Annotated in this window: 19 protein-coding genes; 10 read left to right on the plus strand and 9 right to left on the minus strand. The window is 70.6% G+C overall.

Annotated elements, in window-relative coordinates:
- Positions 1 to 35: 35 nt before the first annotated feature.
- Entirely contained in the window at positions 36 to 647 is a 612-nt protein-coding gene (locus P5G59_RS15240; protein ID WP_301219848.1) for a sigma-70 family RNA polymerase sigma factor, read from the plus strand.
- Entirely contained in the window at positions 644 to 889 is a 246-nt protein-coding gene (locus P5G59_RS15245) for a zf-HC2 domain-containing protein (protein WP_175336723.1), read from the plus strand. The genes P5G59_RS15240 and P5G59_RS15245 overlap by 4 nt, the downstream gene beginning before the upstream one ends.
- Positions 890 to 899: 10 nt before the next feature.
- On the opposite strand, the gene P5G59_RS15250 is transcribed toward P5G59_RS15245, so the two are convergent.
- Both P5G59_RS15250 and P5G59_RS15255 read right to left on the minus strand, forming a co-directional pair.
- A complete protein-coding gene (locus P5G59_RS15250; RefSeq protein ID WP_301219849.1) occupies positions 900 to 1,676 on the minus strand; it encodes a VOC family protein in 777 nt (258 codons plus the stop codon).
- 98 nt (positions 1,677 to 1,774) lie between these two features.
- The gene (locus P5G59_RS15255; protein ID WP_301219850.1) at positions 1,775 to 5,611 is read right to left on the minus strand and encodes a multifunctional oxoglutarate decarboxylase/oxoglutarate dehydrogenase thiamine pyrophosphate-binding subunit/dihydrolipoyllysine-residue succinyltransferase subunit; all 3,837 of its coding nucleotides are present in this window, start codon (positions 5,609 to 5,611) and stop codon (positions 1,775 to 1,777) included.
- A 134-nt stretch (positions 5,612 to 5,745) separates the two neighbouring features.
- On the opposite strand from P5G59_RS15255, the gene guaB1 reads away from it, so the two are divergent.
- Positions 5,746 to 7,185 (plus strand): GMP reductase, encoded by a 1,440-nt coding sequence (guaB1, locus tag P5G59_RS15260; protein ID WP_301219851.1) that lies wholly within the window; start codon positions 5,746 to 5,748, stop codon positions 7,183 to 7,185.
- Between the two features lie 85 nt (positions 7,186 to 7,270).
- Here guaB1 and P5G59_RS15265 read toward each other — a convergent pair whose 3' ends face one another.
- The 5 genes from P5G59_RS15265 to P5G59_RS15285 form a co-directional block, all read right to left on the minus strand.
- Positions 7,271 to 8,713, minus strand: coding sequence for a DHA2 family efflux MFS transporter permease subunit (locus P5G59_RS15265; protein WP_301219852.1), 1,443 nt, complete (start codon positions 8,711 to 8,713; stop codon positions 7,271 to 7,273).
- Positions 8,714 to 8,795: 82 nt separating this feature from the next.
- Positions 8,796 to 9,347 (minus strand): TetR/AcrR family transcriptional regulator, encoded by a 552-nt coding sequence (locus tag P5G59_RS15270; protein WP_301219853.1) that lies wholly within the window; start codon positions 9,345 to 9,347, stop codon positions 8,796 to 8,798.
- Between the two features lie 56 nt (positions 9,348 to 9,403).
- Entirely contained in the window at positions 9,404 to 10,018 is a 615-nt protein-coding gene (locus tag P5G59_RS15275; protein WP_301219854.1) for a hypothetical protein, read from the minus strand.
- Positions 10,019 to 10,063: 45 nt separating this feature from the next.
- Positions 10,064 to 11,101, minus strand: a complete 1,038-nt coding sequence (locus tag P5G59_RS15280) for a hemolysin family protein (RefSeq protein WP_301219855.1) — start codon at positions 11,099 to 11,101, stop codon at positions 10,064 to 10,066.
- The gene (locus P5G59_RS15285) at positions 11,094 to 12,410 is read right to left on the minus strand and encodes a hemolysin family protein (protein ID WP_301220147.1); all 1,317 of its coding nucleotides are present in this window, start codon (positions 12,408 to 12,410) and stop codon (positions 11,094 to 11,096) included. The genes P5G59_RS15280 and P5G59_RS15285 overlap by 8 nt, the downstream gene beginning before the upstream one ends.
- Before the next feature lie 237 nt (positions 12,411 to 12,647).
- Between P5G59_RS15285 and P5G59_RS15290 the strand changes: the two genes are divergently transcribed.
- Entirely contained in the window at positions 12,648 to 13,025 is a 378-nt protein-coding gene (locus P5G59_RS15290; RefSeq protein WP_301219856.1) for a VOC family protein, read from the plus strand.
- Positions 13,026 to 13,035: 10 nt separating this feature from the next.
- On the opposite strand, the gene P5G59_RS15295 is transcribed toward P5G59_RS15290, so the two are convergent.
- Together P5G59_RS15295 and P5G59_RS15300 are read right to left on the minus strand one after the other, a co-directional pair.
- Positions 13,036 to 14,115 carry an NADH:flavin oxidoreductase/NADH oxidase gene (locus P5G59_RS15295; protein ID WP_301219857.1) on the minus strand — a complete coding sequence of 360 codons (1,080 nt, stop codon included), beginning with the start codon at positions 14,113 to 14,115 and terminating at the stop codon, positions 13,036 to 13,038.
- Positions 14,116 to 14,674: 559 nt separating this feature from the next.
- The gene (locus P5G59_RS15300) at positions 14,675 to 15,292 is read right to left on the minus strand and encodes an HAD family hydrolase (protein WP_301219858.1); all 618 of its coding nucleotides are present in this window, start codon (positions 15,290 to 15,292) and stop codon (positions 14,675 to 14,677) included.
- A gap of 64 nt (positions 15,293 to 15,356) precedes the next feature.
- Between P5G59_RS15300 and P5G59_RS15305 the strand changes: the two genes are divergently transcribed.
- The 6 genes from P5G59_RS15305 to P5G59_RS15330 all read left to right on the plus strand — a co-directional run bounded on the left by P5G59_RS15305 (position 15,357) and on the right by P5G59_RS15330 (position 24,104).
- A complete protein-coding gene (locus P5G59_RS15305) occupies positions 15,357 to 16,214 on the plus strand; it encodes an ADP-dependent NAD(P)H-hydrate dehydratase (RefSeq protein WP_301219859.1) in 858 nt (285 codons plus the stop codon).
- 55 nt (positions 16,215 to 16,269) lie between these two features.
- A complete protein-coding gene (locus P5G59_RS15310; protein WP_301219860.1) occupies positions 16,270 to 17,622 on the plus strand; it encodes a hypothetical protein in 1,353 nt (450 codons plus the stop codon).
- A 46-nt stretch (positions 17,623 to 17,668) separates the two neighbouring features.
- Positions 17,669 to 17,977, plus strand: a complete 309-nt coding sequence (locus tag P5G59_RS15315; protein ID WP_301219861.1) for a thiamine-binding protein — start codon at positions 17,669 to 17,671, stop codon at positions 17,975 to 17,977.
- Between the two features lies 1 nt (position 17,978).
- Positions 17,979 to 18,215, plus strand: a complete 237-nt coding sequence (locus P5G59_RS15320) for a hypothetical protein (RefSeq protein WP_301219862.1) — start codon at positions 17,979 to 17,981, stop codon at positions 18,213 to 18,215.
- 9 nt (positions 18,216 to 18,224) lie between these two features.
- Positions 18,225 to 19,505: an MFS transporter gene (locus P5G59_RS15325; RefSeq protein WP_301219863.1), complete on the plus strand. Its 1,281-nt coding sequence runs from the start codon at positions 18,225 to 18,227 to the stop codon at positions 19,503 to 19,505.
- 252 nt (positions 19,506 to 19,757) lie between these two features.
- Positions 19,758 to 24,104: a DUF7507 domain-containing protein gene (locus P5G59_RS15330; RefSeq protein ID WP_301219864.1), complete on the plus strand. Its 4,347-nt coding sequence runs from the start codon at positions 19,758 to 19,760 to the stop codon at positions 24,102 to 24,104.
- The last annotated feature ends 9 nt before the right edge of the window (positions 24,105 to 24,113 follow it).

Raw genomic sequence — 24,113 nt, forward strand, 5'->3', positions numbered from 1 at the left:
GCGCAGAACGGGCGCCGGAACTAGACTGGGCGCTGATGAGCACCGAAACCGAGGACGTGGGCAGCCTCTTCGAGGAGCAGGCCCTCCCCTTCATGGATCAGCTGTACGCGGCCGCCCTGCGCATGACCAGGAACCCCTCCGACGCGCAGGACCTCGTGCAGGAGACCTTCGTGAAGGCGTACGCCGCCTTCGGGCAGTTCCAGCAGGGCACCAACCTGAAGGCGTGGCTGTACCGCATCCTCACGAACACGTTCATCAACACCTACCGCAAGAAGCAGCGCGAGCCCTATCAGGGGACGATCGACGAGCTCGAGGACTGGCAGCTGGGGGGCGCGGAGTCCATGTCCTCGTCGTCGAGCCGCTCGGCCGAGGCCGAGGCGATCGACCACCTGCCGGACAGCGCCGTCAAGGACGCGCTGCAGGCCATCCCGGAGGACTTCCGGCTGGCCGTCTACCTCGCCGATGTCGAGGGGTTCTCCTACCAGGAGATCGCCGACATCATGAAGACCCCGATCGGCACCGTGATGAGCCGCCTCCACCGCGGCCGTCGCATGCTCCGGGAGCTTCTGACCGACTACGCGCACGAGCGCGGTCTCTCCGCCGTCCAGGGGGACCGGGCTGTGCAGACCACCAGGAGTAAGAAATGACGGACTGCGGCTGCGAGAAGGCGAAGGCCGAGCTCGAGGAGTACCTGCGCAACGAGCTGTGCAGCGAGGATGCTGCGGACGTGCGCGAGCACCTGGCGAACTGCGCGGGATGCTCCGACGAGGCTCACCTGAACGTGGTGCTCACCGAGGTGGTGCAGCGGGCGTGCAAGGAGACCGCGCCCGAGACGCTGCGCACCGAGGTGCTGCTGCGCATCCGGTCGTTCCAGGCGACCGTCCACTGAGCCGCTACCGCTAGGCGGCGCTGCCCGACCCGGTCTCGTGCAGGAAGAAGAGGCCGCCGAGTGGATCGGTGACCTGCGCGAAGCGGCCGAACTCACTGTCCCACGGGTCGCGGACGACGGTTCCACCGAGGTCGGTGACGCGCTGCGATGCGGCGGCCGCGTCGGCCACCCCGAAGTAGACGACCCAGTGCGAGGGGACGCCCGGCGGCAGCATCCCGCCGGCGTCGAAGACACCGCCTGCGGGCGCCTCGGGGTCGCCGAAGGTGACGTACCGGAAGTCCGCCGTGTCGCCGAGCACGTGGGTGCCCCAGCCGAAGACCCTCGTGTAGAAGTCGACCTGCGCCGGGTAGCTGCGCGCGTAGAGCTCGTGCCAGGAGGCCGCGCCGATCTCGGCGACGAGGTCGAAGCCGCGGTGGTCGACCGGATCCCACATCCCGACCACGGCACCGCCCGGGTCTGCGATCACGGCCAGGGTGCCCTCCGAGCCGACCGGTTCGGCCGGGACGAGCACGTGGGCGCCCGCGGCGGTCGCGGCGCGCAGCGACTGCTCCGCGTCGTCGACCAGCAGGTAGGTGAGCCAGGCGTCGGCCCCCACATCGCCGAGCCGCGGGCCGAGGCCGGCGACCGCCCGGCCGTCACGCCGGAACGTGACGTACTCTCCGCTGCGGGACTCCTCCGCCGTCCAGCCGAACAGCTCGGAGTAGAAGGCGCGGGCGCGCGGGACATCGGAGGTGAGATAGTCCACCCAGCAGGGCTCGCCGAGGCGGTGACTCGTGACGACCGTCATGGCCCCAACCTACGCCGCTGCGGTGCGGGCGCACCAGCACCGACGGCGAGAGCCCCGGCCCGCGACGGCGGACCGGGGCTCTCGCGACGACGGACGACCTACAGCGTGAGCGCGCGCTGGATGAGCACCTGCTGCTCCTGCGCGTGACGCTTCGCCGAACCGGCGGCGGGCGACGCCGACGGCGGGCGGGACACGACGCCCAGCGGGCGCGGGCCGAGCTTCGAGGTCTCCAGGATCATGTACGGCCAGGCGCCCTGGTTCTCCGGCTCGTCCTGAACCCAGACGAGTTCCGCGTTCGGGTAGGAGTCGACCACGGCCTTCAGCTCGGCGCCGGGCAGCGGGTAGTACTGCTCCACCCGCACCAGCGCGATCTCCGGGTTGGGGTTCTTCTCCAGCTCGTTCAGCAGGTCGTAGTAGAGCTTGCCGGCCATGAGGAGCACGCGCTTCACGGCCGACTTGTCCTCGATCCGGGCGTCGTCGATGACCGGCTCGAAGCGGCCGTTGGTGAAGTCCTCCACGTTGCTCGACGCACCGCGTAGCCGGAGCATCGCCTTCGGGGTGAAGACGATGAGCGGGCGGCGCGGGCGGGCGTACGCCTGGCGGCGCAGCAGGTGGAAGTACGACGCGGGGGTGGACGGACGTGCGACGGTCATGTTGTTCTCGGCGCACAGCTGCAGGTACCGCTCGATGCGGGCGCTGGAGTGGTCCGGTCCCTGGCCCTCGTAGCCGTGGGGGAGGAGCAGCACCAGCGACGAGCGCTGGCCCCACTTCTGCTCGGCCGCGGAGATGAACTCGTCGATGATGATCTGGGCGCCGTCGGCGAAGTCGCCGAACTGGGCCTCCCACAGCACGAGCGCGTCCGGGCGCTCCACCGAGTAGCCGTACTCGAAGCCCATCGCGGCGTACTCGCTGAGCAGCGAGTCGTAGATCCAGAACTTCGCCTGGTTGTCGCTCAGGTTCGCGAGGGGCAGCCACTCCTGGCCGTTGACGCGGTCGTGCAGCACGGCGTGGCGCTGCACGAAGGTGCCGCGGCGCGCGTCCTGGCCGGCGAGGCGCACCGGGGTGCCCTCGACCAGCAGCGTGCCGAGCGCGAGCAGCTCGCCGAAGCCCCAGTCGATGGTGCCGTTGCGGCTCATCTCGCGGCGCTTGGTGAGCAGCTGCTGCAGCTTCGGGTGCACCGTGAAGCCCGCGGGCGGGTTGTCGAACGCGTCGCCGATCATGTGGATGACCTGCTCGCTCACGGCGGTCGTGTCCGGCTCGCCGACATTGTCGTCCTGCGGGGTCGCGTCGAGGTCGCCCGCGCCCTGCGTGGGGATCGGCGTCGAGTGGGTCTGCGCCGCGTGCGTCTCCATGAACGCGCGCTCCAGGCGGTCCTGGAAGTCGCGGTGCGCCTGCTCGTACTCCTCCTCGGTGATGTCGCCGCGGCCGACCAGTGCCTCGGTGTAGAGGCGGCGGACGGAGCGCTTCGCCTCGATGAGGCTGTACATCAGCGGCTGGGTCATCGACGGGTCGTCGCCCTCGTTGTGACCGCGGCGGCGGTAGCAGACGAGGTCGATCACGACGTCGCGCTTGAACTCCTGGCGGTACGCGAAGGCCAGCTCCGCGACGCGGACCACGGCCTCCGGGTCGTCGCCGTTCACGTGGAAGATCGGCGCCTGGATGGTCTTGGCCACGTCGGTCGAGTACACCGACGTGCGGCCCTCGCCGGGAGGCGTGGTGAAGCCGACCTGGTTGTTGATGTTGACGTGGATGGTGCCGCCGGTGCGGTACGCCCGCAGCTGCGACATCTGCATCGTCTCGACGACGACGCCCTGGCCGGCCATGGCCGCGTCGCCGTGGATGAGGATCGGCAGCGTGAGGAACGAGCCGGCCGGGCGGCGGTCCTGCTTGGCGCGCACGATGCCCTCCAGCACGCCGTCGACCGCCTCCAGGTGCGAGGGGTTCGCCGCGAGGTAGACCGGGATCTCCTCGCCGCCCGCGCCCTTGAAGGTGCCCTCGGTGCCGAGGTGGTACTTCACGTCGCCGGAGCCCTGGACCGTCTTCGGGTCCTGCGTGCCCTCGAACTCGCGGAAGATCTGCCCGTACGTCTTGCCTGCGATGTTCGTCAGCACGTTGAGGCGGCCGCGGTGGGCCATGCCGATCGCGACCTCGTCGAGACCGGACTCCGCCGCGCCCTGGATGATCGCGTCGAGCAGCGGGATGGTGGACTCGCCGCCCTCCAGGCTGAACCGCTTCTGGCCGACGTACTTGGTCTGCAGGAAGGTCTCGAACGCCTCGGCCTCGTTGAGCTTGCCGAGGATGCGCAGCTGCTCGTCGTGGGTCGGCTTCTCGTAGGGGCGCTCCAGCTTGTCCTGGAACCACTTGCGCTGGGCCGGGTCCTGGATGTGCATGTACTCGATGCCGACCGTGCGGCAGTACGAGTCGCGCAGCACGCCGAGGATGTCGCGCAGCTTCATCTTGCGCCGGTCGCCGCCGAACTGGCCGGTGACGAACTCGCGGTCGAGGTCCCAGAAGGTGAGGCCGTGGCTCTCGATCTCGAGGTCGGGGTGGGTGCGCTGCTTGTACTCGAGCGGGTCGATGTCGGCCATCAGGTGCCCGCGGACCCGGTACGAGTTGATGAGCTCCTGGACGCGGGCGGTCTTGTCGACGGCGCTGGCCAGGTCGACCGAGATGTCCGGGTTCCAGTGGATCGGCATGTACGGGATGCGCAGCTCGGCGAAGATGTCCTCGTAGAAGTTGCGCTTGCCGATCAGCATCTCGTGCACGATCTTCAGGAACTCGCCGGAGCCAGCGCCCTGGATGACGCGGTGGTCGTAGGTGCTGGTGAGCGTGATGGTCTTGCCGATGGCGAGCCCGGCGAGCGTCTTCTCGCTGGAGCCCTGGAACTCGGCCGGGTACTCGAGCGCACCGGCGCCGATGATGGCGCCCTGGCCCTTCATCAGGCGCGGGACCGAGTGCACGGTCCCGATGCCGCCCGGGTTGGTGAGGGAGATCGTGGTGCCGGCGAAGTCGCCCGCGGCCAGCTTGTTGGTGCGGGCCTTGCCGACGAGCTCCTCGTACGCGGCGAGGTACTCGCCGAAGCGCATGGTGTCGGCGCGCTTGATGCTCGGGACGAGGAGGGCGCGCGTCCCGTCGGGCTTCGGCACGTCGATCGCGATGCCGAGGTTGATGTGCGCGGGGGCCACGACGGACGGCTTGCCGTCGACTTCGTCGTAGTAGACGTTCTGGCTCGGGAACTCCTTGAGCGCCTGGATGAGCGCCCAGCCGATGAGGTGCGTGAAGGAGACCTTGCCGCCGCGGGCGCGCTTCAGGTGGTTGTTGATGACGATGCGGTTGTCGATCATCAGCTTCGCCGGGATGGTGCGGACGCTCGTCGCGGTCGGGACCGTCAGCGACGCATCCATGTTCGTGGCGAGGGTCTTGGACATGCCGCGCAGCGGGGTGACCTTGTCCTCCTCGGCGGCGTCGAGCGTCGCGTTGGGGGCGGTCACCGGCGCGTCGGCCGGGACCGGCTGGGGCTTCGGCGCGACGGAGGTCGTGCGTGCGACGGGCTGCTGGCCGATCACCGGGATGGGGGTGGTGACGGGCTTCGGCTCGTTCGGGTGCGGGGCGGGCGCGCCGCCCGCCGGCGCGGCCGGTGTCGTCGGCTCGGACGGCGTCGGGGCGGTGGGCTCCGCGGGGCTCGGGGCCGTCGGCTCCGCCGGGGTCGGCACGGTCGGCTCGGCGGGGCTCGGAGCGGGCGTCTCATCCGGCGACGGGATCGACTGGTCCTTCACCGCCGGGTGGTAGTTCTCCAGGATCGGCCACCACGACTTGTCGACCGAGTTCTTGTCCTGGACGAACTGCTCGTACAGTTCGTCCACCAGCCACTCGTTGGCTCCGAATTCTCCCGAGGACCCGTCTTCGGTCCCCACTCCGGTCAATTGGCTCGACACAGCCGATCGCCCACTCTCTCCGTTGATTTCTCATGACCGAGCGGCTTCGACCGCCCGCTTCCATCCGAGCATCAAGCCTAATCCCTCAGGCGGCCGGGTGCGGGCTCGGAGCTTCGCGGGATAGCGTTATTCCCATGCAGTTCTATGGAACATCGCCGCGCCACGACCTCACCTACTCCGACGTGTTCCTCGTGCCGTCGCGCTCCAACGTCACCAGCCGCCTCGACGTGTCCCTCGCTCCCAACGACGGCACCGGCGCGACCATCCCGATCGTGTCCGCAAACATGAACTCGGTGACCGGCAAGCGGCTGGCCGCGACCCTGGCCCGGCGCGGAGGCCTCGGCGTGCTTCCGCAGGACATGCGCCTGCAGGACCTCGACGAGGCGATCCGCTGGGTGAAGGCCCAGCCGGTCGCCTTCGACACCCCGTACGAGGCCGGCCCGGAGGAGACGGTGGCCGACGTGCTCCGCCGCATCCCGGCGGTCGAGGGGCACGGCATCGTCGTGAACGACACCGACGGGCGGTACCTCGGCTGTCTCGCCGCCATCCAGCTCGGCTCCGCCCTTCCCGACGCGCGCGTCGGCGACCTGCTGCACGGTGCGCTCACCTCCCTCGACGCGGAGGACCTCACCGACGGGCGTGCCGCGTTCCAGGTGATGGATGCAGCAGGCCTCGACTTCGCGCCCGTGCTCGACCACGGCCGGGTCGTGGGCACGCTGTCGAAGCGCAGCGCCCTCCGCTCCACCATCTACACGCCCGCGCTCGACGCGCACGGCCGCCTCCGGGTCGCCGCCGCCGTCGGCATCAACGGCGACGTCGCGGGCAAGGCCAAGGCGCTCGCCGCCGCCGGCGTCGACGTGCTGGTCATCGACACGGCGCACGGCGACCAGGACGGCATGATCCGCGCCATCCACACGGTGAAGGGCCTGAATCTCGGTCTCCCGATCGTCGCAGGCAACGTCGTGACGGAGCAGGCCGTGCGCGACCTGGTGTCCGTCGGCGCCGACATCCTGAAGGTGGGCGTCGGCCCCGGCGCGATGTGCACGACCCGCATGATGACGGCGGTCGGCCGGCCGCAGTTCTCCGCGGTGCTCGAGACGAGCGCGGCCGCGCGCGAGCTGGGCGCGCACGTCTGGGCCGACGGCGGCGTCCGCTACCCCCGGGATGTCGCGCTCGCGCTCGCCGCGGGCGGTGCGTCCGTGATGATCGGCTCCTGGTTCGCCGGGACCATCGAGGCGCCGGGCACCCTCGACAGGGACGCGAACGGCGCGCTCTACAAGGAGAGCTGGGGCATGGCCTCCACCAAGGCGGTCAAGGGACGCTTCGAGCGCCTCGACGCCTACGAGCTGGCCCGCAAGGAGCTCTTCGCCGAGGGCATCTCGAGCTCGCGCATCTACCTCGACCCGCTGCGGCCGTCGGTGGAGGACCTGCTCGACATGATCACGACCGGTGTGCGCAGCTCGTTCACCTACGCAGGCGCCCGCACTCTGGCGGAGTTCCACGAGCGCGCGCTGGTCGGCATCCAGTCGGCCGCGGGCTACGAGGAGGGCAAGGCGCTCCCCGTCAGCTGGTAGCGGTCGCGCGACTGCGCCGCCCCGGAACGTGTGCGGCGCGGCGCGCGCACGCAGTCGTTCCGGGACGGCGCAGTGGGTGGGGGCGTCAGCGGGATCGGACCAGGGCGGTCACGCCCGCGCCGATCACGGCGAGCACCGCGACGCCGAGGAAGAGCAACAGGAACCCGCCCGAGGTCGCAGCGGTCCGGTCGCTTCCGGCCGCCAGCATGGCCGCCGTCTGCGCGGAGGCGATGCCGCCGAGCACGGCGAGCCCGAGCGCCCCGCCGATCTGCTGCGCCGTGTTCACCAGCCCGCTCGCGAGCCCGGACTCCTCCTCGTCGACGCCGCGGACGGCCAGCTGCGTGGCGGTGACGAACGTGGCGCCGAGTCCCAGGCCGATCACGACGCTCGGCAGGACGAAGCCGGCGACGAACCCGGTCGAGCCGCCCAGGGCGAACCAGACCACGCCCGCGGCCAGCACCACGAGGGCGCCGGTCAGCGTCCCCCGCAGCCCAGCGCGGGAGACGATCGCCGGGACGGCTCCCGCGATGCCGACGAGGGCGATGGCGAGCGGGACCTGGCTGAGGCCGGCCGAGAGCGCACCCAGGTGCAGGACTTCCTGCAGGTAGACCGACAGGGCGAAGAACAGCGCGACCGTGGCGCCGCCCACGACGAGCATCACCAGGTCGCCGGCCAGGGCGTCGCGGTTGCGGAAGAACGAGAAGGGGACGAGCGGCGAAGCGGTGCGGCGTTCGATGACCACGAAGCCGGCGAGCAGTGCGACCGCGGCGACGGCGAGACCGAGGACGATCGGGTTGGTCCAGCCGAGGGTCCCGCCCTCGCTGAGCGCCGCGACGGCGGCGGCGAGACCGAGGGTCACCGTGGCGGCGCCCGCGGTGTCCATGCGCAGGCCGCGGGTGAGGCGGTCCCGGGTGACGAGCAGCGGGATGACGATGAGCACGATGATGCCGACCGGCACGTTCACGAAGAAGACGGCGGGCCAGCCGAAGCTCGCGGTCAGCACGCCGCCGAGCAGGACGCCGGCGGCGCTCCCCATCCCGGCGACGGCTCCCCAGAGCCCGAGCGCCTTTCCGCGTGCCGCCGCATCCGGGAAGAGCTGGGTCAGCAGCGCGAGGGAGGCGGGGGCGAGGAGGGCCGCGAACGCGCCCTGGACGGCCCGGGCAGCGAGGAGCATCGTCCCGTCGACCGACAGTCCGGCGGCGAGGGAGGCGGCCGCGAAGCCGGCGACGCCGATCAGGAAGACGCGGCGGTGACCGAAGCGGTCGGCGAGCCGGCCGCCGAGGAGGAGCAGTCCGCCGAACGGCAGCACGTAGGCGGTGACGACCCACGCCAGCGCGGAGGTGTCGAGGCCGAGGGCGGTGCCGACGCTCGGGAGGGCGATGTTGACGATCGAGGCGTCCAGCACGACGAGGAACTGGGCGAGGGCGAGCACCGCCAGCGCCCACCAGCGGTGGCGGCTGCGGGCTTGCGTGGGGATCGGTGCGGTGGTGCTCGGGGCGGCGGTGGCCGCCTGTGGCGTGGTGTTCATGGTGGTCCTTTCGTGAATCGGTGAGTGACTAATCAATCACTCTTGAGGGCAGATGTAGCGAGGGAGGGACAGGGAATGGGGTTTAGGGGTGGCGGATGCCGTCGGTGAGCGCTCGGGCCCACGCCTCCGGCACCTCGTCGAGGCCGGTGGTGACGATCAGGTGGCAGAGCTGCCCGTAGGCGATGAAGCGCTGGACGGCCGCCGGCCCCGCGCCCGACCGCACCGTGGCGAAGCGGGTGATGCGGGCGAGGCCGCGACGCAGCTCGTCGCGGATCTCCGGGATGTCGGACGCGGACTGTGCATGCACCTGCAGCATGAGCAGCGAGCGGTCGCCGATGAGCTCCGCGTACGCGTCGCCCATGGCCTCGAGCACCTCGTCCGGCGTTCCGCCGTCCGCGGTGCGCGCGCCGCGCTCCAGCGCCTGCTCGATCTGCGTGAAGCAGCGGTCGAGCGCGGCGACGAAAAGGCTCTCCTTGCGGGGGAAGAGCTTGAAGACGTACGCCGTGGAGATCTCGGCGCGCGCCGCGATGGCCGAGGTGGGGGTGCCGAGGTAACCGCGCTCGGCGAAGACCGCGATCGCGCTGTCGAGGACCACCTCGCGGCGGTCGTCGGCGGTGGAGAGCATTCGTGCCATGTGAGTGACTGTACACTCACTCTTTTGTCGCGGTCAAGGATGACTCGCGAATCGCCTCAGGGCTGCGCCAACGCGCTGCCCGTCAGCTCGTGACGCGAGTACGTGAAGACGAAGCAGTAGTACGTTCGATCGCCGGTCGCCCACTTCGCCGCGGTGTCCGGGTACCGGAGGTCGGTGAAGACGTCCTCGCCCCAGATGGCCACCCAGTGCCAGTCCAGGTGAGGGGAGCACAGGTCGGTGACCTGCGCGTCCAGAGCGTCGGTGCCGGGGAACGCGGCGCCGGCGGACTGGGGGAGCGCGCCGGTGGCCAGCAGCTGCGCGATGTGCGGCGCGGAGCAGTCGACCACCGGGAAGGCGTCCGCCCACTTCGAGTCGTATGTCTGCAGGCAGGCGCCGGGCTTCAGGCTGGTCAGCGGCTGGGCGGGCTCGGTGGCGACGTGGGTGGCGGTGGGGCGTGGAGGCAGCCCGAGTGGGGTCGGTCCCGGCTCCCAGCGCGGAGCGGCCGGCGAGCCGGGGTCGGAGGTCGCCGCGGCGGCCTCCCGCGCGTTCCCTCCGTGAGGCAGGACCGTCGCGATGCCGATCACCAGGAGCAGGACCGCGATGGCCGCGGTGACGCCGACGAGCAGCATCCATCCCCGCCTCGACAGCCCCTCGCGCTCACGTGTACCCACCGCTTCCGAACTGTAGTCCTCGGGCGGTCTTGCCCGCTGCGCCGGTCAGGAGCGCCGGGTGGCGTCCTGCACCTCGCCGACGAGCTCCTCGATGATGTCCTCCAGGAACAGCACGCCGGCAGTGGCGCCCTCGCCGTCAACCACGCGCGCCAGGTGACTGCCCGAGCGGCGCATGGTCGCCAGTGCATCCTCCAGGTCGCTTCCCGAGAACACCGTGACCAGGCGGCGGATGCGCTTGGCCGGCACCGGCAGTTCGAAGCCGGTCTCCTCCAGGTCGAGCACGTCCTTCAGGTGCAGGTACCCGGTGGGCTCGCCGTCGGCGTCCGGCACGACGTAGCGCGAGAAGCCGTGCTTGGACACGGCCTTCTCGACGTCGGCGGGCGTCGGGGACGGAGGTAGGGTGACGAGCGCGTCGAGCGCGACCGCCACATCCCGGACCTTCTTTTCGGTGAACTCGAACGCGGCGGTCAGTGCGCCGGTGCGGTCGGTGAGCACGCCCTCACGGGTCGACTGGGACACGATGGTCGCCACCTCGTCGAGTGTGAAGGTGCTCGCCGCCTCGTCCTTGGGCTCCACCCGGAACAGGCGCAGCACCGCGTTCGCGCTGGCGTTCAGCGCGACGATGATCGGCCGCACGGCACGGCCGATCCCGACCAGCGGGGGAGCGAGCAGCAGGGCCGCACGGTCCGGCATCGAGAACGAGATGTTCTTCGGCACCATCTCGCCGAACACGACGTGCAGGAACGACACGACGATCAGCGCGACGATGAAGGCGATCGTGCCGATGACCTCCTCCGACCAGCCGGTCGCGTGCAGCGGAACCTCCAGCAGGTGGTGGATGGCCGGCTCCGACACGTTCAGGATCAGCAGCGAGCACACGGTGATTCCGAGCTGCGTGGTCGCGAGCATGAGCGTCGCGTGCTCCATCGCGTAGAGCGCGGTCTTGGCGCTGCGCTTGCCGCGCTCCGCCAGCGGCTCGATCTGCGAGCGGCGGGCCGAGATGACGGCGAACTCGGCGCCGACGAAGAAGGCGTTGACGATCAGCAGAACGACAAGCCAGGCGATTCCGGCCCAGTCACTCATGGGCGGCCTCCTCGCGATCCGCCGTGACCGCGACCGGGTCAGGGGTGTAGCGGATGCGGTCGACACGGCGGCCGTCGAGGCGCTCGACCCTCAGGGTGCCGCCCTCGATCGCGACCTCGTCGCCGACCTTCGGCAGCCTCCCGAGCTCGTTCATCACGAACCCGGCCACCGTCTCGTACGGCCCCTCCTCCGGGACTGTGACACCGGCGCGCTCCTCCAGCTCGTCGGGCCGCAGGATGCCGGGGAAAGTGATCGAGTCGCGGCCGCGGATGACGCCCGCGCGGGTGCGGTCGTGCTCGTCGGCGACCTCGCCGACGATCTCCTCCACCAGGTCCTCCAGGGTCGCGATGCCGGACGTGCCGCCGTACTCGTCGACGACCACCGCCAGCTGGTAGCCGCGGGCGCGCAGCTCGCCGAGCAGAGTGTCCAGCCCCATCGTCTCCGGCACACGCAGCGGCTCGGTCATCAGAGCGGAGGCGGGGACGCGGGCGCGGCGCTGCCGCGGGACGGCGACCGCCTGTTTAACGTGCACCACCCCGAGGACATCGTCGATGTCGTCGCCGATCACCGGGAACCGGGAGTACCCGGTCTTGCGCGCCAGCTCGGCGACGGCCTGGGCGGGCTCGGTGCGCTGGACCGCCTCGATGCGCGGACGCGGCGTCATCACGTCGGACGCGGTGCGGCTCGAGAAGGCGAGGGTGCGGCTCAGCAGAGTGGCCGTGTCCTCCTCCAGCACGCCGGCGCTCGCGGAGCGGCGCACCAGCGAGGACAGCTCGTCGGCCGTGCGCGCTCCGGAGAGCTCCTCCTTCGGCTCGATCCCGAGAAGCCGGAGGAAGCCGTTGGCGGTGCCGTTCAGCAGCGCGACGAACGGGCGGAACACCGTGGTGAAGACCGTCTGGAACGGGATCACCAGTCTCGCGGTGGCAAGCGGCAGCGCCAGCGCGAAGTTCTTCGGGACCAGCTCGCCGAGGATCATCGAGAGCAGGGTGGCCACCGCGATCGCCACGATCGAGGCGATCGGTGTCACGGCGCCCTCGGGGAGGCCGGTCGCAGTGAGGGGACCGCGCAGCAGCGAACTGATCGCCGGCTCCATCGTGTAACCGGTGAGGAGCGTCGTCAGCGTGATGCCCAGCTGGGCGCTCGACAGGTGCGTCGAGGTGATCTTCAGAGCGGCGATCGTCATGGTCAGCCGCGACTCGCCCCGCTCGCGCCGTGCCTCCAGGTCGCCGCGGTCGAGGTTGACCAGGGCGAACTCGCTCGCGACGAACAGGCCGGTGCCGACCGTCAGCAGCAGGCCGACGGCGAGCATGATCCACTCATAGAGCACGGCGACCACCCCGCTCGCTCGAAGGCGGGCTCACCAGACCGAATGGGCTACTAGAGGGAGGGTCGTCCATTTGCCCGTCAGTATATCGAGGCGGGATGGGGAGGCTGCGGGAGTTCTCAGGCGGATTCCCAGCCGGGCGCCTGCTAGACCGCCGATTCCAGGTGGCCCCTCACGGCCTTCACCGGCGTAGCATCCCGCGCGGATGAAGGAGGAATCACCATGTTGGAGTCATGTGTCACATACTCCGTCCTTCCTGCCTCCGACCTGCGGCGGGCCACCGAGTGGTACCGCGACAAGCTGGAGCTCGAACCGGAGCGCACGACGGAGGGCGGAGTGCTCTACGGCACCGGGTCCGCGTCGAAGATCTACCTGTACGAGACCGCGAACGCCGGGACCGCCCAGAACACCGCGATGTGCTGGCTCGTGTCCGACATCGAGGCGACGATGTCGCACCTCAGGGAACGCGGCGTCGCGTTCGCCGACTACGACTTCCCTGGCCTCAAGACGGAGAACGGCATCGCGACCGACGAGATGGGGCGGTCGTGCTGGTTCCAGGACAGCGAGGGCAACTACCTGTGCCTCACCGAGCCCACCTGAGCCAGGCGGATCAGCGCCAGCGTGCGCGGAGGTACTGCGGCGGCCAGTAGTCGATCTCGACGCCCAGCTCGTGCGCGGCCCGCAGCGGGAAGTGCGGGTCGCGCAGGAGTTCGCGTGCCAGCATGACCGCGTCCGCGCGACCGCTCTCCACGATCTCGGCCGCCTGCTGGGGTGTGGTGATGAGGCCGACGGCGCTCACATCCACCTCGGACGCGCTGCGCACGTGCTGCGCGAACGGCACCTGGTAGCCCGGTCCGGTCGGGATGCGGATGCCCGCCTGGATGCCGCCGCTCGAGATGTCGAAGAAGTCGGCGCCCGCCTCCTCGGCCCACGCCGCCACGGTCGCGGTCTGGTCCTCGTCCCAGCCGCCCTCGGTCCAGTCGCTCGCCGAGAAGCGGACGAACAGGGGCGCCTCCGGCGCCTCCTCGCGGACGGCTGCGACCACGCGCAGCAGCAGCCGGGCGCGGTTCTCCAGCGACCCGCCGTACTCGTCGGTGCGCCGGTTGGCGATCGGCGAGAGGAACTGGTGCAGCAGGTAGCCGTGCGCCGCATGCAGCTCGAGCGCGCGGAACCCGGCCTCGAGGGAGCGGCGGGCGGCCGCCCGGAAGTCCTCGACGATGCGGTCGATGCCGGCGGAGTCGAGTTCCTGCGGAACGTCCAGCCCCTCGAACGCGATCGCCGAGGGCGCGACGGTCCGCCAGCCGCCCTCCGACGCAGGCACGGTCCCGGTGCGGCCCTCGAAGCCCCACGCAGGCCAGGTCGACGCCTTGCGGCCGGCGTGCCCCAGCTGGATGCCCGGAACGGCGCCCTGCTCCTCGATGAACGCGGTGATCGGCTTCCAGGCGTCACGCTGCTCGTCCGTCCAGATGCCCGTGTCGCGCGGGCTGATCCGCGCCTCCGGGCTGACGGCCGTCGCCTCCGTGAAGACGATGCCGCTGCCGCCGGTCGCGAACCCGCCCAGGTGCACGAGGTGCCAGGTGTTCGGGACGCCGGAGTGGTCGAGAACGGAGTACTGGCACATCGGCGAGGTCCAGATGCGGTTGCGGACGGTGACGCCGCGCAGGGTCAGCGGATCGAAGAGAGAGGGCATACCTCCATCTAAGCCCTGCGGCCTTCCAGATATGCCCAGCTCGCGACACAGTCGTCGGGCCCGGCCGGCGTCATGGTTGGCTCAGATGTCTCGTCATAGGGGATGACAGGCAATCGGTCTGTCGCTTTCTCACAGGCCCAAACCTGCTCGTACTACTCCTACTCGGTGGTCTGATCATGAGTCTCCGCGTCGTCTCCGCGACAGGAAAGGCCGCCTATTTCGTGGTCGCGGTCGCCTCGGTCATCGTTGCCGCAATCCCCGTCGGGTTTCTTTCACCGGCAATCGGGGCTGCAACGGGGACTATCGCGACCGCGGCTGCCGTCGTCGTGGCTGCGCGGTGCTTTCGCGGTGCGGACGAGCCTGTCGCCCCTCCCCGGCACTGGTGGCGGATGACTGGCACGCCGGCGGCGGGATACCTCGGCGCAGTGCTCTTCGCGGTCGGGGGACTCTGCAACATCGGCGCGCAAGGCCCTGGAGTCGCCACGGGATGTGTCAGCCTTGTGATCGCCGGCGCCTTCGCGCTGTCCGCGATCCGGTTGGGGTTCTGGCGGCGCCGCCGCTAAGCCCCGAGGCCCTCCAGATATGCCCGGAGGTCCTTCGCGGACGTGAAGACGTGGCCGGCGATGCCCAGGGCCTCGGCTCCGCGGACGTTGGCCTCCTTGTTGTCGATGAAGACCGTCTCGGCGGGCGTCACGCCGAGTTCGGCCATCACGTGCTCGAAGATCTCCGCGCTCGGCTTGATGGTGCCGAGCTCTCCGCTCACGAACACCTGCTCGAACAGGTCGCCGAGCGTACCGTGGCGGAAGTAGGAGCCGAAGTCGCGGCCGGCGTTCGAGAGCAGCGCCAGGCGTGTACCGCCGGCCTTGAGGTCGAGGAGCACCTCGAGGGTATCGTGGTCGATGCTGAGCCAGCTGCGGAAGTCGGCCAGCCAGAGGCGGTGGATGGTCGCGTCGCCCCAGCTCTCGCCGAGCTCCCGCTCGATGCCGCGCCAGTACTCCTGGATGCCGAGGGTGCCCTGGTCCAGCGCATCCCGATGCCGCCAGTAGGCCGGCCAGAACACCTCGGCGTCGCCGCCGGCGAGCTCGGTGAGGGCCGCCCTGTCCTCCTCCGTCGGGGTCACCGAGATGACCTCGCCGTAGTCGAACACGATCACCTTTCCGGGGATGCTGATCGCCATGCTCACAACCTATCGTGAGGTCGATAGGGGTTCGATGGGGCGACGACGACTTCGGAGGTGGCCGATGACCGGATGGCAGGACTGGCGCGAGCGGGATGCCGCGGCGTGGATCGCCGTGCCGACCGACGGGAGCGACAAGTACTCCCGCGGGGTGCTGGGAGTGGTGACCGGCTCCGACCGCTACCCCGGGGCGGCGGTGCTCGGCGTCGAGGGCGCCGCGCGCACGGGGGTCGGCATGATCCGCTACCTCGGGGCCGACAGGCCGGCCGACCTGGTCATGCGCAAGCGGCCGGAGATCGTGACAGCGCCGGGCCGGGTGCAGGGCTGGCTGATCGGGTCGGGGATGGATGCGGCGTCGCGTCCGGAGGACGACGCCCAGCGCCTCCGCAGCGCGCTGCGCGACGGAACGCCCCTCGTGATCGACGCCGGTGCGCTCGACCTCGTCGGGAGGGCGTCGGCGCCCGTCATCGTCACCCCGCACTTCCGGGAGCTTGCGACCGTGCTGGCCGCCGCGGCGGACGACGACTCGGACGCCGTGACCGCCGACGACATCGCCGCTGACGCGGCCGGGTGGGCGGCGCGCGCGGCGGACAGCCTCGGGGTCACCGTGCTGCTGAAGGGGCACACGACCTACGTCGCCGCACCGCACGGCCCCCGCTACGCCGTCACCGCCGGACCGGCGTGGCTCGCCACGGCGGGGAGCGGCGACGTGCTCGGCGGCGTGCTCGGGGCGCTCGTGGCGACCCACGCCCGCGAGATCGACGAGGACGGCCACGACGCGCTCGCGGCCCTAGGCGCCACCGCCGCATGGGTGCACGGCCGGGCGGGCGAGCGGGCCTCCGGCGGGGGTCCGATCGTCGCGCTCGACATCGCCGAGGCGCTCCCCGGGGTGGTCCGCGACCTCGTCCGCGCTGCCGGCTGACCGCATCCCGGCGCGTTCAGAGAGGCGACCGACGCATCCCCTAGGATGTGGCCTCATGGGGATGGAAGCGGTGCCGGCCGGCGCGAGCGCGACCGGTGCCGCGGAACCCGGCACACTGCGCAGGATCGCGTACAGCCCGCTGACACTGTGGATCGCGTTCCTCGTCGTTCACCTGATCATCAGCGGCCTCGCCCTCGACCAGGGCAAGGGTCTCGGCGACGTGTTCCTGGTCTACAAGCCGTGGGCGCAGCTGGCGGCGCAGGGCACGCAGATCGTCGGCGTCGACTCCGACTGGGTGTACCCGTTCGGCGCGATCGTCCCGGTGATGCTGCCCCTGCTGTTCGGCGCGGACGGCTACGTCTGGGCCTGGCTCAACATGGTGCTGCTGCTCAACGCCGCCGCCTTCGCGGTGCTCATCGTCGGCCGTGAGCCGCGCCGCCTGGTCGCCGCGTGGTGGTGGCTCGCGTTCCTGCTCCTCCTCGGCCCGATCGCGGTCGGGCGGCTCGACTCCGTCTCCGCGTCGCTCGCCATCGTCGGGCTGCTGTGGCTGACCCTCCACGAGCGCGCGGCGGTCGTGGTGCTGACCGCCGCCACCTGGATCAAGGTCTGGCCGGCCGCCATCCTGCTCGCCGCCGTCACCGCCCTGAAGTCGCGCTGGCACATCGTGCTCGTGGCCGCGGTGACCTCGCTGGTCATCGTCGCCGTCCCGCTGATCTTCGGCGCTGGCTGGCACATCCTGAGCTTCATCACGATGCAGACCGACCGTGGGCTGCAGATCGAGGCGCCCGTCAGCACGATCTGGATGTGGCAGGCCGCGTTCCACGTGCCGGGCGCGGAAGTCTACTACGACCGGAACCTGCTGACGTTCCAGGTCAGCGGCAGCGGCACCCACACCGCAGGCGCCCTGATGAACCCGCTGTTCGCCCTGACGGCGGTGGTCGTGCTGCTGATCGGTGTGCGGGCGCTGCGGCGCGGGACGCCCTATACGCGCATCCTGCCCGAGCTGTCGCTGGCCTTCGTCACCGCGTTCATCGCGTTCAACAAGGTCGGCTCGCCGCAGTACGTCGTCTGGCTGGCGGCTCCGGTCGTGGTGGGGCTCGCCTACCAGGGCCGGGGGTTCCGCACGCCGGCGATCCTGGTGCTCGTCACGGCGGGGCTCACCCAGGTCTTCTACCCCTTCCTCTACGACTGGCTGCTCGTGCCGGACCCGGCGATGGTGGCCGTGCTGACCCTGCGCAACCTCATGTACTTCGTGATCCTGGGGTGGACGATCTCCGCGCTCTGGCGGCGCCGGCACCGGACGGAGGCCGCGAGCGATCTCGTGCCGGCCCACGCGTGGCCGTTCCGTTCGGCTCCCGGGGCGCATCCCGAACCCGTCGGAACCGCCCCGCACGTCGACGGAAGGTGACATGATCGAGGGGCGGTGACAGCCCCGCCGATCGGAGGAGGAGCACATGCTGGTGGCGTTCTCGGTGGCACCGAGTGGAGGCGAGGGGGCCGACGCGTCCGTGCACGATGCGGTCGCTGCGGCGGTGCGGGTCGTGCGCGAGTCCGGGCTCCCGAACCGCACGGACGCGATGTTCACGACCATCGAAGGGGAGTGGGACGAGGTCTTCGACGTCGTCCGGCGCGCGACGGAGGCGGTCGGCCGGTTCGGCACCAGGGTCTCGCTGGTCCTGAAGGCCGACATCCGGCCCGGCTGGTCCGGGGAGCTCGACGGCAAGGTGCAGCGACTCGAGGCCGCGCTGGAGCAGGGGGACTGACGTGGACATCGGGGTGCTCACGAGCCTGGCCGTCTGGCTGTTCGTGACCTACTGGCCGGTGGTGCTCGTCGTCCTCGTGCTGGTCGGCGGTCCGCTGCTCGGCTGCGTCATCGTGGCCGTGGTCGGTGCGGTGCGCGCGGGCGTCTCCCGGCCGGAGGAGACAGAGGACGTGGACGTCGAGGCATTCTTCGAAGAGCAGAAGGCCGTCGCGGGAGCGGGTCGAAACGATTCGATATAGAGTGGGCGCGTGACCCCGCTCATCGACGGGCCGACGAAGCTGTCGCCGGCCCGTATTCGTCTTGCCCTGTTCGCGCTCGCCCTGGGCGGCTTCGGCATCGGTTCCACCGAGTTCGTCGCCATGGGCCTGCTGCCCAACATCGCGCACGACCTCCTCCCGCAGCTGTACGCGGTCTCCCCGTCGGACGCGAACGCCCAGGCCGGCTGGGTGATCTCGGCCTACGCGCTCGGGGTCGTTGTGGGCGCGCCGACGATCGCGGCGTTCGCCGCGCGCTGGCCGCGCAAGAAGCTGCTGCTCTGGCTGCTGGTGGCGTTCACCGTCGGAACGCTCGCGTCGGCCGTGGCGCCGACGTTCCCGCTGGTGATGCTCGCACGGTTCGTCTCGGCACTGCCGCACGGCGCCTACTTCGGGATCGCGTCGCTCGTCGCCGCCTCTCTGATGGGACCGGGGAAGCGCGGTCGCGGGGTCGCGTTCGTGCTCTCGGGGCTGACCATCGCGAACGTGATCGGTGTGCCGACCATCACCTGGATCGGGCAGCACAGCGGGTGGCGCATCGCGTACCTGGTCGTCGCCGCGATCTTCGCGCTGACCTTCGCCGCGGTGGCGTTCCTCGTGCCGTGGCAGGCCGGCGACGCGAAGGCGACCGTCCGGAACGAGCTGAAGGCGTTCACCCGGCTGCAGGTGTGGCTCGCGCTGCTGATCGGCGCCGTCGGGTTCGGCGGCTTCTTCGCGGTGTACACCTACATCGCCCCGATCGCGACGACCATCACCGGGCTGCCGGAGGGAACGGTGCCGCTGGTGCTCGTGCTCGCCGGGCTCGGCATGACGGTCGGCAACGTGCTCGGCGGGCGGGCGGCGGACCACAGCGTTCGGGCCAGCATGCTCATCTTCTTCGGCATCCTGCTGGTGGGGCTCGCGGCGCTCTGGCTGACCGCGTCGACCGTCGCCGGACTGCTGATCTCCGTCTTCGTCGTGTCGGGCGCGTGCTCGGCGCTCTCGCCCACCATCCAGACGCGGTTGATGGATGTGGCCCGCGACAGCCAGTCGATCGCCGCGGCGCTCAACCACTCGGCCCTCAACATCGCGAACGCGGCTGGCGCGTTCTTCGGTGGTCTGACGATCGCCGCGGGCCTGGGCTACCTCTCGCCGGTCGTCGTCGGCGGAGCGCTGGCGCTCGGGGGAGTCGCGATCGCGCTGATCTCGTTCGGAGTCGACCGCTCGCGGGCCCGCCGGGGCTTCGTCACCGGGTCGGTTCGCGCTCAGCGGCCGGAGGCCGTGTCGGTCGACTGACCGGTGTCCCCGGCCCTGGCGGAGGGCCGAAAAAGTATCTCAGCATATCGTCGGCGTGTCGGCCATTATGTCGACATTTATCCCGTAAAGATCCGCGTTCCCTGTGCGTCTTGATCAATGAAGCGTTCGCCAAGCGCTTCGTTCAGCACTCACGGAATCAGGGGACTCCACGATGTCATCCGACACGCAGCACAGCACCCATCGACGACCTCTCGCGACGACCGGTCGGCCCTCCGAGCGGAAGGCCGCCTGATGGCGCTCGGAACGACACGACGCGCCATCCGGTCGCGGCGGCTCCGAGGCGGCGTCCTCGCGCTCGCCTGCCTCGTTGTGGGCATCATCGTCGCTGGCTACTTCGTGCCCCAGCGGTTCTCCAACGCCGCGACGGTCGCCCAGGTCGACTGCTCCACCGACCCGGCGATCTTCAGCACGGGGTACGCAGCCGCCACCCAGTCGATCGGCGCGGACGGCTCGAGCGACGAGCGGTGGACGGCGGCCGGCGGGTACACCGGCTTCAACTACGTCAACAACCATCCCTCCCTTGCGCCTACCGCGTCGGCGAGCCCCTCCCTGCCTCCCGGGAACGCCGCCTACGGTCCCGCGTACATCGGGAAGATGAGCTCAGCGTGGCTGAACAGCCCATTCAACAACGCGCAATGGATCGCACCGAGCGTTCCCGACCCCGGCACCAACCAGAATCAGGCGAGCGGGTGGGGCGACTTCTACTTCCGGTACGACTTCGACCTCGCGCCGATCGTCGACCCGGCGTCGTTCCGGCTGTCGATGGACTGGTACGCCGACAACACCGTGCGCGGTGTGTGGGTCAACAGCACGCTCAAGACGTCGAACACGACCCTCCCGTACACGGGGAAGGGCTTCGAGGCCGGCAGCTCGCTGAGCACGACGCTCTCCGGCTTCGTGACCGGGCGGAACACCATCCTGGTACAGGTCGGAAGCGCCTCCTCGGCCATCGGGTTCCTCGCCCAGGTCAAGTCCACCTCGCTCTGCCCCACCCTGCAGGTCGGCAAGACGGTCGACGGCCGTGTCGACGCCAGCGACCAGTTCGTCGTCGAGGCGAAGGACGACGCGGGCGCCACCACTGCGAGCGTCACCACAACGGGGACGCAGCCGTCGAGTACGAGCCCCCGGGCGTTCGTCACTCCGGGGAAGACGTACACGATCACCGACTCCATGGCGGCCGGGTCGGCATCGCCGGCGTCCCTGTATCGCGGTGGTCTCGTGTGCACGGGCGCGAAGACCGGCAGCCTCCCCGTCTCCGGGGCGCATCCGACCTGGACGGTCACGATCCCCACGATCGACGACTACAGCTGCACCGTCACCAATACGTCGCACACGTACAGCCTCGCCAAGACGGCGTCCTCGACGGTCGCGCATCCCGGCGAGAAGGTCACGTACACAGTGACCGTCACCAACACGGGGAACAGTGCCTTCACCGCGCAGGATCCCGCGTCGTTCACCGACGACCTGTCGGCGCTGCTCGACGATGCGACTTACAACGGCGACGCGAGCAACGGCGCGACCGTGTCCCGCAGCACCCTGACGTGGTCGGGGCCGCTCGCCGTCGGAGGCACCGTCGTCATCACCTACTCGGTCACCGTCAAAGACCCGGTGAGCGGCGACGGCCGGATGCCGAACACGGCCGTCGGCGGCAGCAACTGCTATCTCTCGTGCAGCTCGTCCGTCGAGAGCGCCGTGCAGGCGTACTCCGTCTCGAAGAAGGCTTCGGCGGCCACGGCCGGTCTCGGCGACCGGGTGACCTACACGGTCACGGTCCAGAACACCGGCTCCGTCGACTACACCGCGGCGAACCCGGTGTCCCTGACCGATGACCTCTCCCAGGTGCTCGACGACGCGACCTACAACGATGACGCCACGAACGGCGCGCGCGTCACCGGGAACACTCTTTCGTGGTCTGGCGCGCTCGCCGCAGGCAAGAGCATCTCGATCGTGTACTCCGTGACGGTCAACAGTCCGGCGACCGGAGACCGGAGCCTGGCCAATGCGGTAGTTCCGACGAGCCCGGGCGGCGAGTGTGCCGCCGCGGACGGCTGTCGGACCGTCACGAAGGCTTCCGACCCCTCCATCGCCCTGACCAAGCAGGTCGACGCGTCGGCCGCGCACTCTCCGGCGAAGCCCGGCGACGTGCTGACGTACACCTTCTCGGGCACGAACAGCGGCAACGAGACGCTCACAGGAGTGACCGTGAAGGACCCGCTCCCCGGGCTCTCCGCGCTGACGTACACATGGCCGGGCGCCGCGGGCACGCTGGCTCCGGGCGAGGCCGTGACGGCGACCGCGCGGTACACGCTGACCCAGAGGGACATAGACGCGGGTCACGTGACCAATGCCGCGACGTCCACCGGTGTGCCGCCGTCGGGTACGACGGTGACTTCGCCGCAGGCCACGACGGACACCCCGCTGGTGAACACGCCCCAGTTGCAGCTCGAGAAGCTGGCGGACACGTCGGCCCTCAGCACCCCGGCGGCCGTGGGAGACACGATCACCTACACGTTCCGCGGGTCGAACACGGGCACGGTGACCCTCGACGGCGTCTCGATCGCCGATCGCCTGACGGGGCTCTCCGCGCTGACCTACACCTGGCCGGCGACACCCGGACAGCTGGCGCCCGGCGAGACAGTCACCGCCACGGCGACCTACCGGGTGACCCAGAAGGACATCGACGCCGGCCACATCGGGAACAGCGCCACAGCGACGGGCGCCCCGCCGACGGGAGCGTCCGTGACGACTCCACCGGCCGAGACGGACACCCTCCTCGTCGCGTCCCCGGCCCTCGTGCTCGCCAAGACGGTCGAGCCCGGCACGGCCGGCACACCGGCACGCGTCGGCGACACGGTCGCCTACCGCTTCGAGGTGACGAACACGGGCAACGTGAGCATGTCGGCGGTCTCCGTGGCCGACCCGCACCCAGGGCTCTCCCCGATCGTGTACACCTGGCCGGGAGCGCCCGGGATCCTGCTCCCGGGTGAGAAGGCCGTCGGCACGGCGACCTACGTCCTCACCCAGTCGGACCTCGACGCGGGCCATGTCGCCAACGCGGCGACGGCGGGCGGAACGCCGCCGAGCGGAGCGCCCGTGGCCTCGCCGCCCGCCGAGGCGGACCTGCCACTGTCAACCGATGCGCAGCTCGCCCTCGTGAAGTCCGTGGACCCGGCCTCGATCGCCGCACCCGCCAAGGTCGGTGACCCCGTGCCCTATCGATTCGAAGCGACGAACACCGGCACGGTCACCGTCTCGAGCGTGTCCATCGCAGACCCGCTGCCCGGCCTCTCCGGTCTCACCTACGCGTGGCCCGGCACTCCCGGACGGCTGGCGCCGGGCGAGACGGTGACGGCGACCGCCACTTATCACCTCACCCAATCGGACGTCGACTCGGGCCACGTGGTCAATACCGCCACGGCCACGGGGACGCCGACGTCGGGCCGGCCGGTCGTGTCGCCGCCGTCCGGCACCGACCTTCCCCTCGCCCCGGACGCCCGGGTGACGCTGGTCAAGTCGGTCGATGCCGCCTCGGTGAAGAACCCGGCACATGCCGGAGACGCGATCACGTATCGGTTCGAGGCCACGAACTCCGGCAACGTCACCGTCAGCGACGTCTCGGTTCGCGATCACCGGCAGGGACTCTCGGCCCTGGTCTACTCCTGGCCCGGCGCGCCGGGGGAGCTGGCACCGGGTGAGCGCGTCACTGCGACGGCGACCTACGTGCTGACTCAGGACGACGTGGACGCCGGGCATGTGGCGAACTCGGCCACGGCGACGGGGACACCGCCGTCGGGGCAGCCTGTGACGTCACCGCCGTCGGACACGGACACGAACCTGCTCGCGGATGCGCGACTGGCGCTGACCAAGGCCGTCGACCCCGACTCGATCCCCGCGTCCGCTCGCGAGGGAGAGACGATCGTCTACACGTTCGAAGCGAAGAACACCGGCAATGTCACCGTGACCTCCGTGGCGATCTCCGACCCGCTGTCCGGGCTGTCCGCCCTCACCTACACGTGGCCGGGCACGCCTGGCCGGTTGGCTCCGGGTGAGACGGTCACGGCTACGGCGACGTACACCTTGACCCAGGCGGACGTGGACGCAGGCCACCTCGCGAACACGGCGACGGCGGAAGGAACTCCGCCGTCCGGACCGCCGACCGTCTCGCCCCCGTCCGGCACGGATCTGCCCCTGCTGGCCGATCCGCAGCTCTACCTGACGAAGACCGTGGATGCGGGAGCCGTGAACGTCCCCGCACGCCTGGGCGACACCGTCACCTACCGGTTCGAGGCGACGAACCCCGGCAACGTCACCGTCACCGGAGTCGCGGTGACCGATCGCATGGCGGGCCTGTCGGCGCCGGTGTTCAGCTGGCCGGGCACGCCGGGGCAGTTGGCTCCGGGCGAGTCGGTGACGGCGACGGCGACCTACGTGCTGACCGGGGCGGACGTCTCGGCCGGCCACGTGGCGAACACCGCCACCGCGACGGGCACGCCGCCCACCGGCTCCGCGCTCGAGACGCCGCCCGCGGCAGTGGACACGCCGCTGTCGCGGGAGGTCCTCCCCGCCGTCGCGGGCTGACCACCCGCC

The sequence above is a fragment of the Leifsonia virtsii genome (assembly GCF_030433675.1).
Classification (GTDB): Bacteria; Actinomycetota; Actinomycetes; order Actinomycetales; family Microbacteriaceae; genus Leifsonia; species Leifsonia virtsii.

Coding starts and splice junctions, on each gene's coding strand:
- P5G59_RS15240 (WP_301219848.1), top strand. CDS start 36: ATGAGCACCGAAACCGAGGACGTGGGCAGCCTCTTCGAGGAGCAGGCC.
- P5G59_RS15250 (WP_301219849.1), bottom strand. CDS start 1,676: ATGACGGTCGTCACGAGTCACCGCCTCGGCGAGCCCTGCTGGGTGGAC.
- P5G59_RS15300 (WP_301219858.1), bottom strand. CDS start 15,292: ATGGCGATCAGCATCCCCGGAAAGGTGATCGTGTTCGACTACGGCGAG.
- P5G59_RS15310 (WP_301219860.1), top strand. CDS start 16,270: ATGGGGATGGAAGCGGTGCCGGCCGGCGCGAGCGCGACCGGTGCCGCG.
- P5G59_RS15280 (WP_301219855.1), bottom strand. CDS start 11,101: ATGAGTGACTGGGCCGGAATCGCCTGGCTTGTCGTTCTGCTGATCGTC.
- P5G59_RS15270 (WP_301219853.1), bottom strand. CDS start 9,347: ATGGCACGAATGCTCTCCACCGCCGACGACCGCCGCGAGGTGGTCCTC.
- P5G59_RS15315 (WP_301219861.1), top strand. CDS start 17,669: ATGCTGGTGGCGTTCTCGGTGGCACCGAGTGGAGGCGAGGGGGCCGAC.
- P5G59_RS15305 (WP_301219859.1), top strand. CDS start 15,357: ATGACCGGATGGCAGGACTGGCGCGAGCGGGATGCCGCGGCGTGGATC.
- P5G59_RS15265 (WP_301219852.1), bottom strand. CDS start 8,713: ATGAACACCACGCCACAGGCGGCCACCGCCGCCCCGAGCACCACCGCA.
- P5G59_RS15285 (WP_301220147.1), bottom strand. CDS start 12,410: ATGCTCGCCGTCGGCCTGCTGCTGACGGTCGGCACCGGCCTGTTCGTC.
- P5G59_RS15295 (WP_301219857.1), bottom strand. CDS start 14,115: ATGCCCTCTCTCTTCGATCCGCTGACCCTGCGCGGCGTCACCGTCCGC.
- P5G59_RS15290 (WP_301219856.1), top strand. CDS start 12,648: ATGTTGGAGTCATGTGTCACATACTCCGTCCTTCCTGCCTCCGACCTG.
- guaB1 (WP_301219851.1), top strand. CDS start 5,746: ATGCAGTTCTATGGAACATCGCCGCGCCACGACCTCACCTACTCCGAC.
- P5G59_RS15245 (WP_175336723.1), top strand. CDS start 644: ATGACGGACTGCGGCTGCGAGAAGGCGAAGGCCGAGCTCGAGGAGTAC.
- P5G59_RS15330 (WP_301219864.1), top strand. CDS start 19,758: ATGGCGCTCGGAACGACACGACGCGCCATCCGGTCGCGGCGGCTCCGA.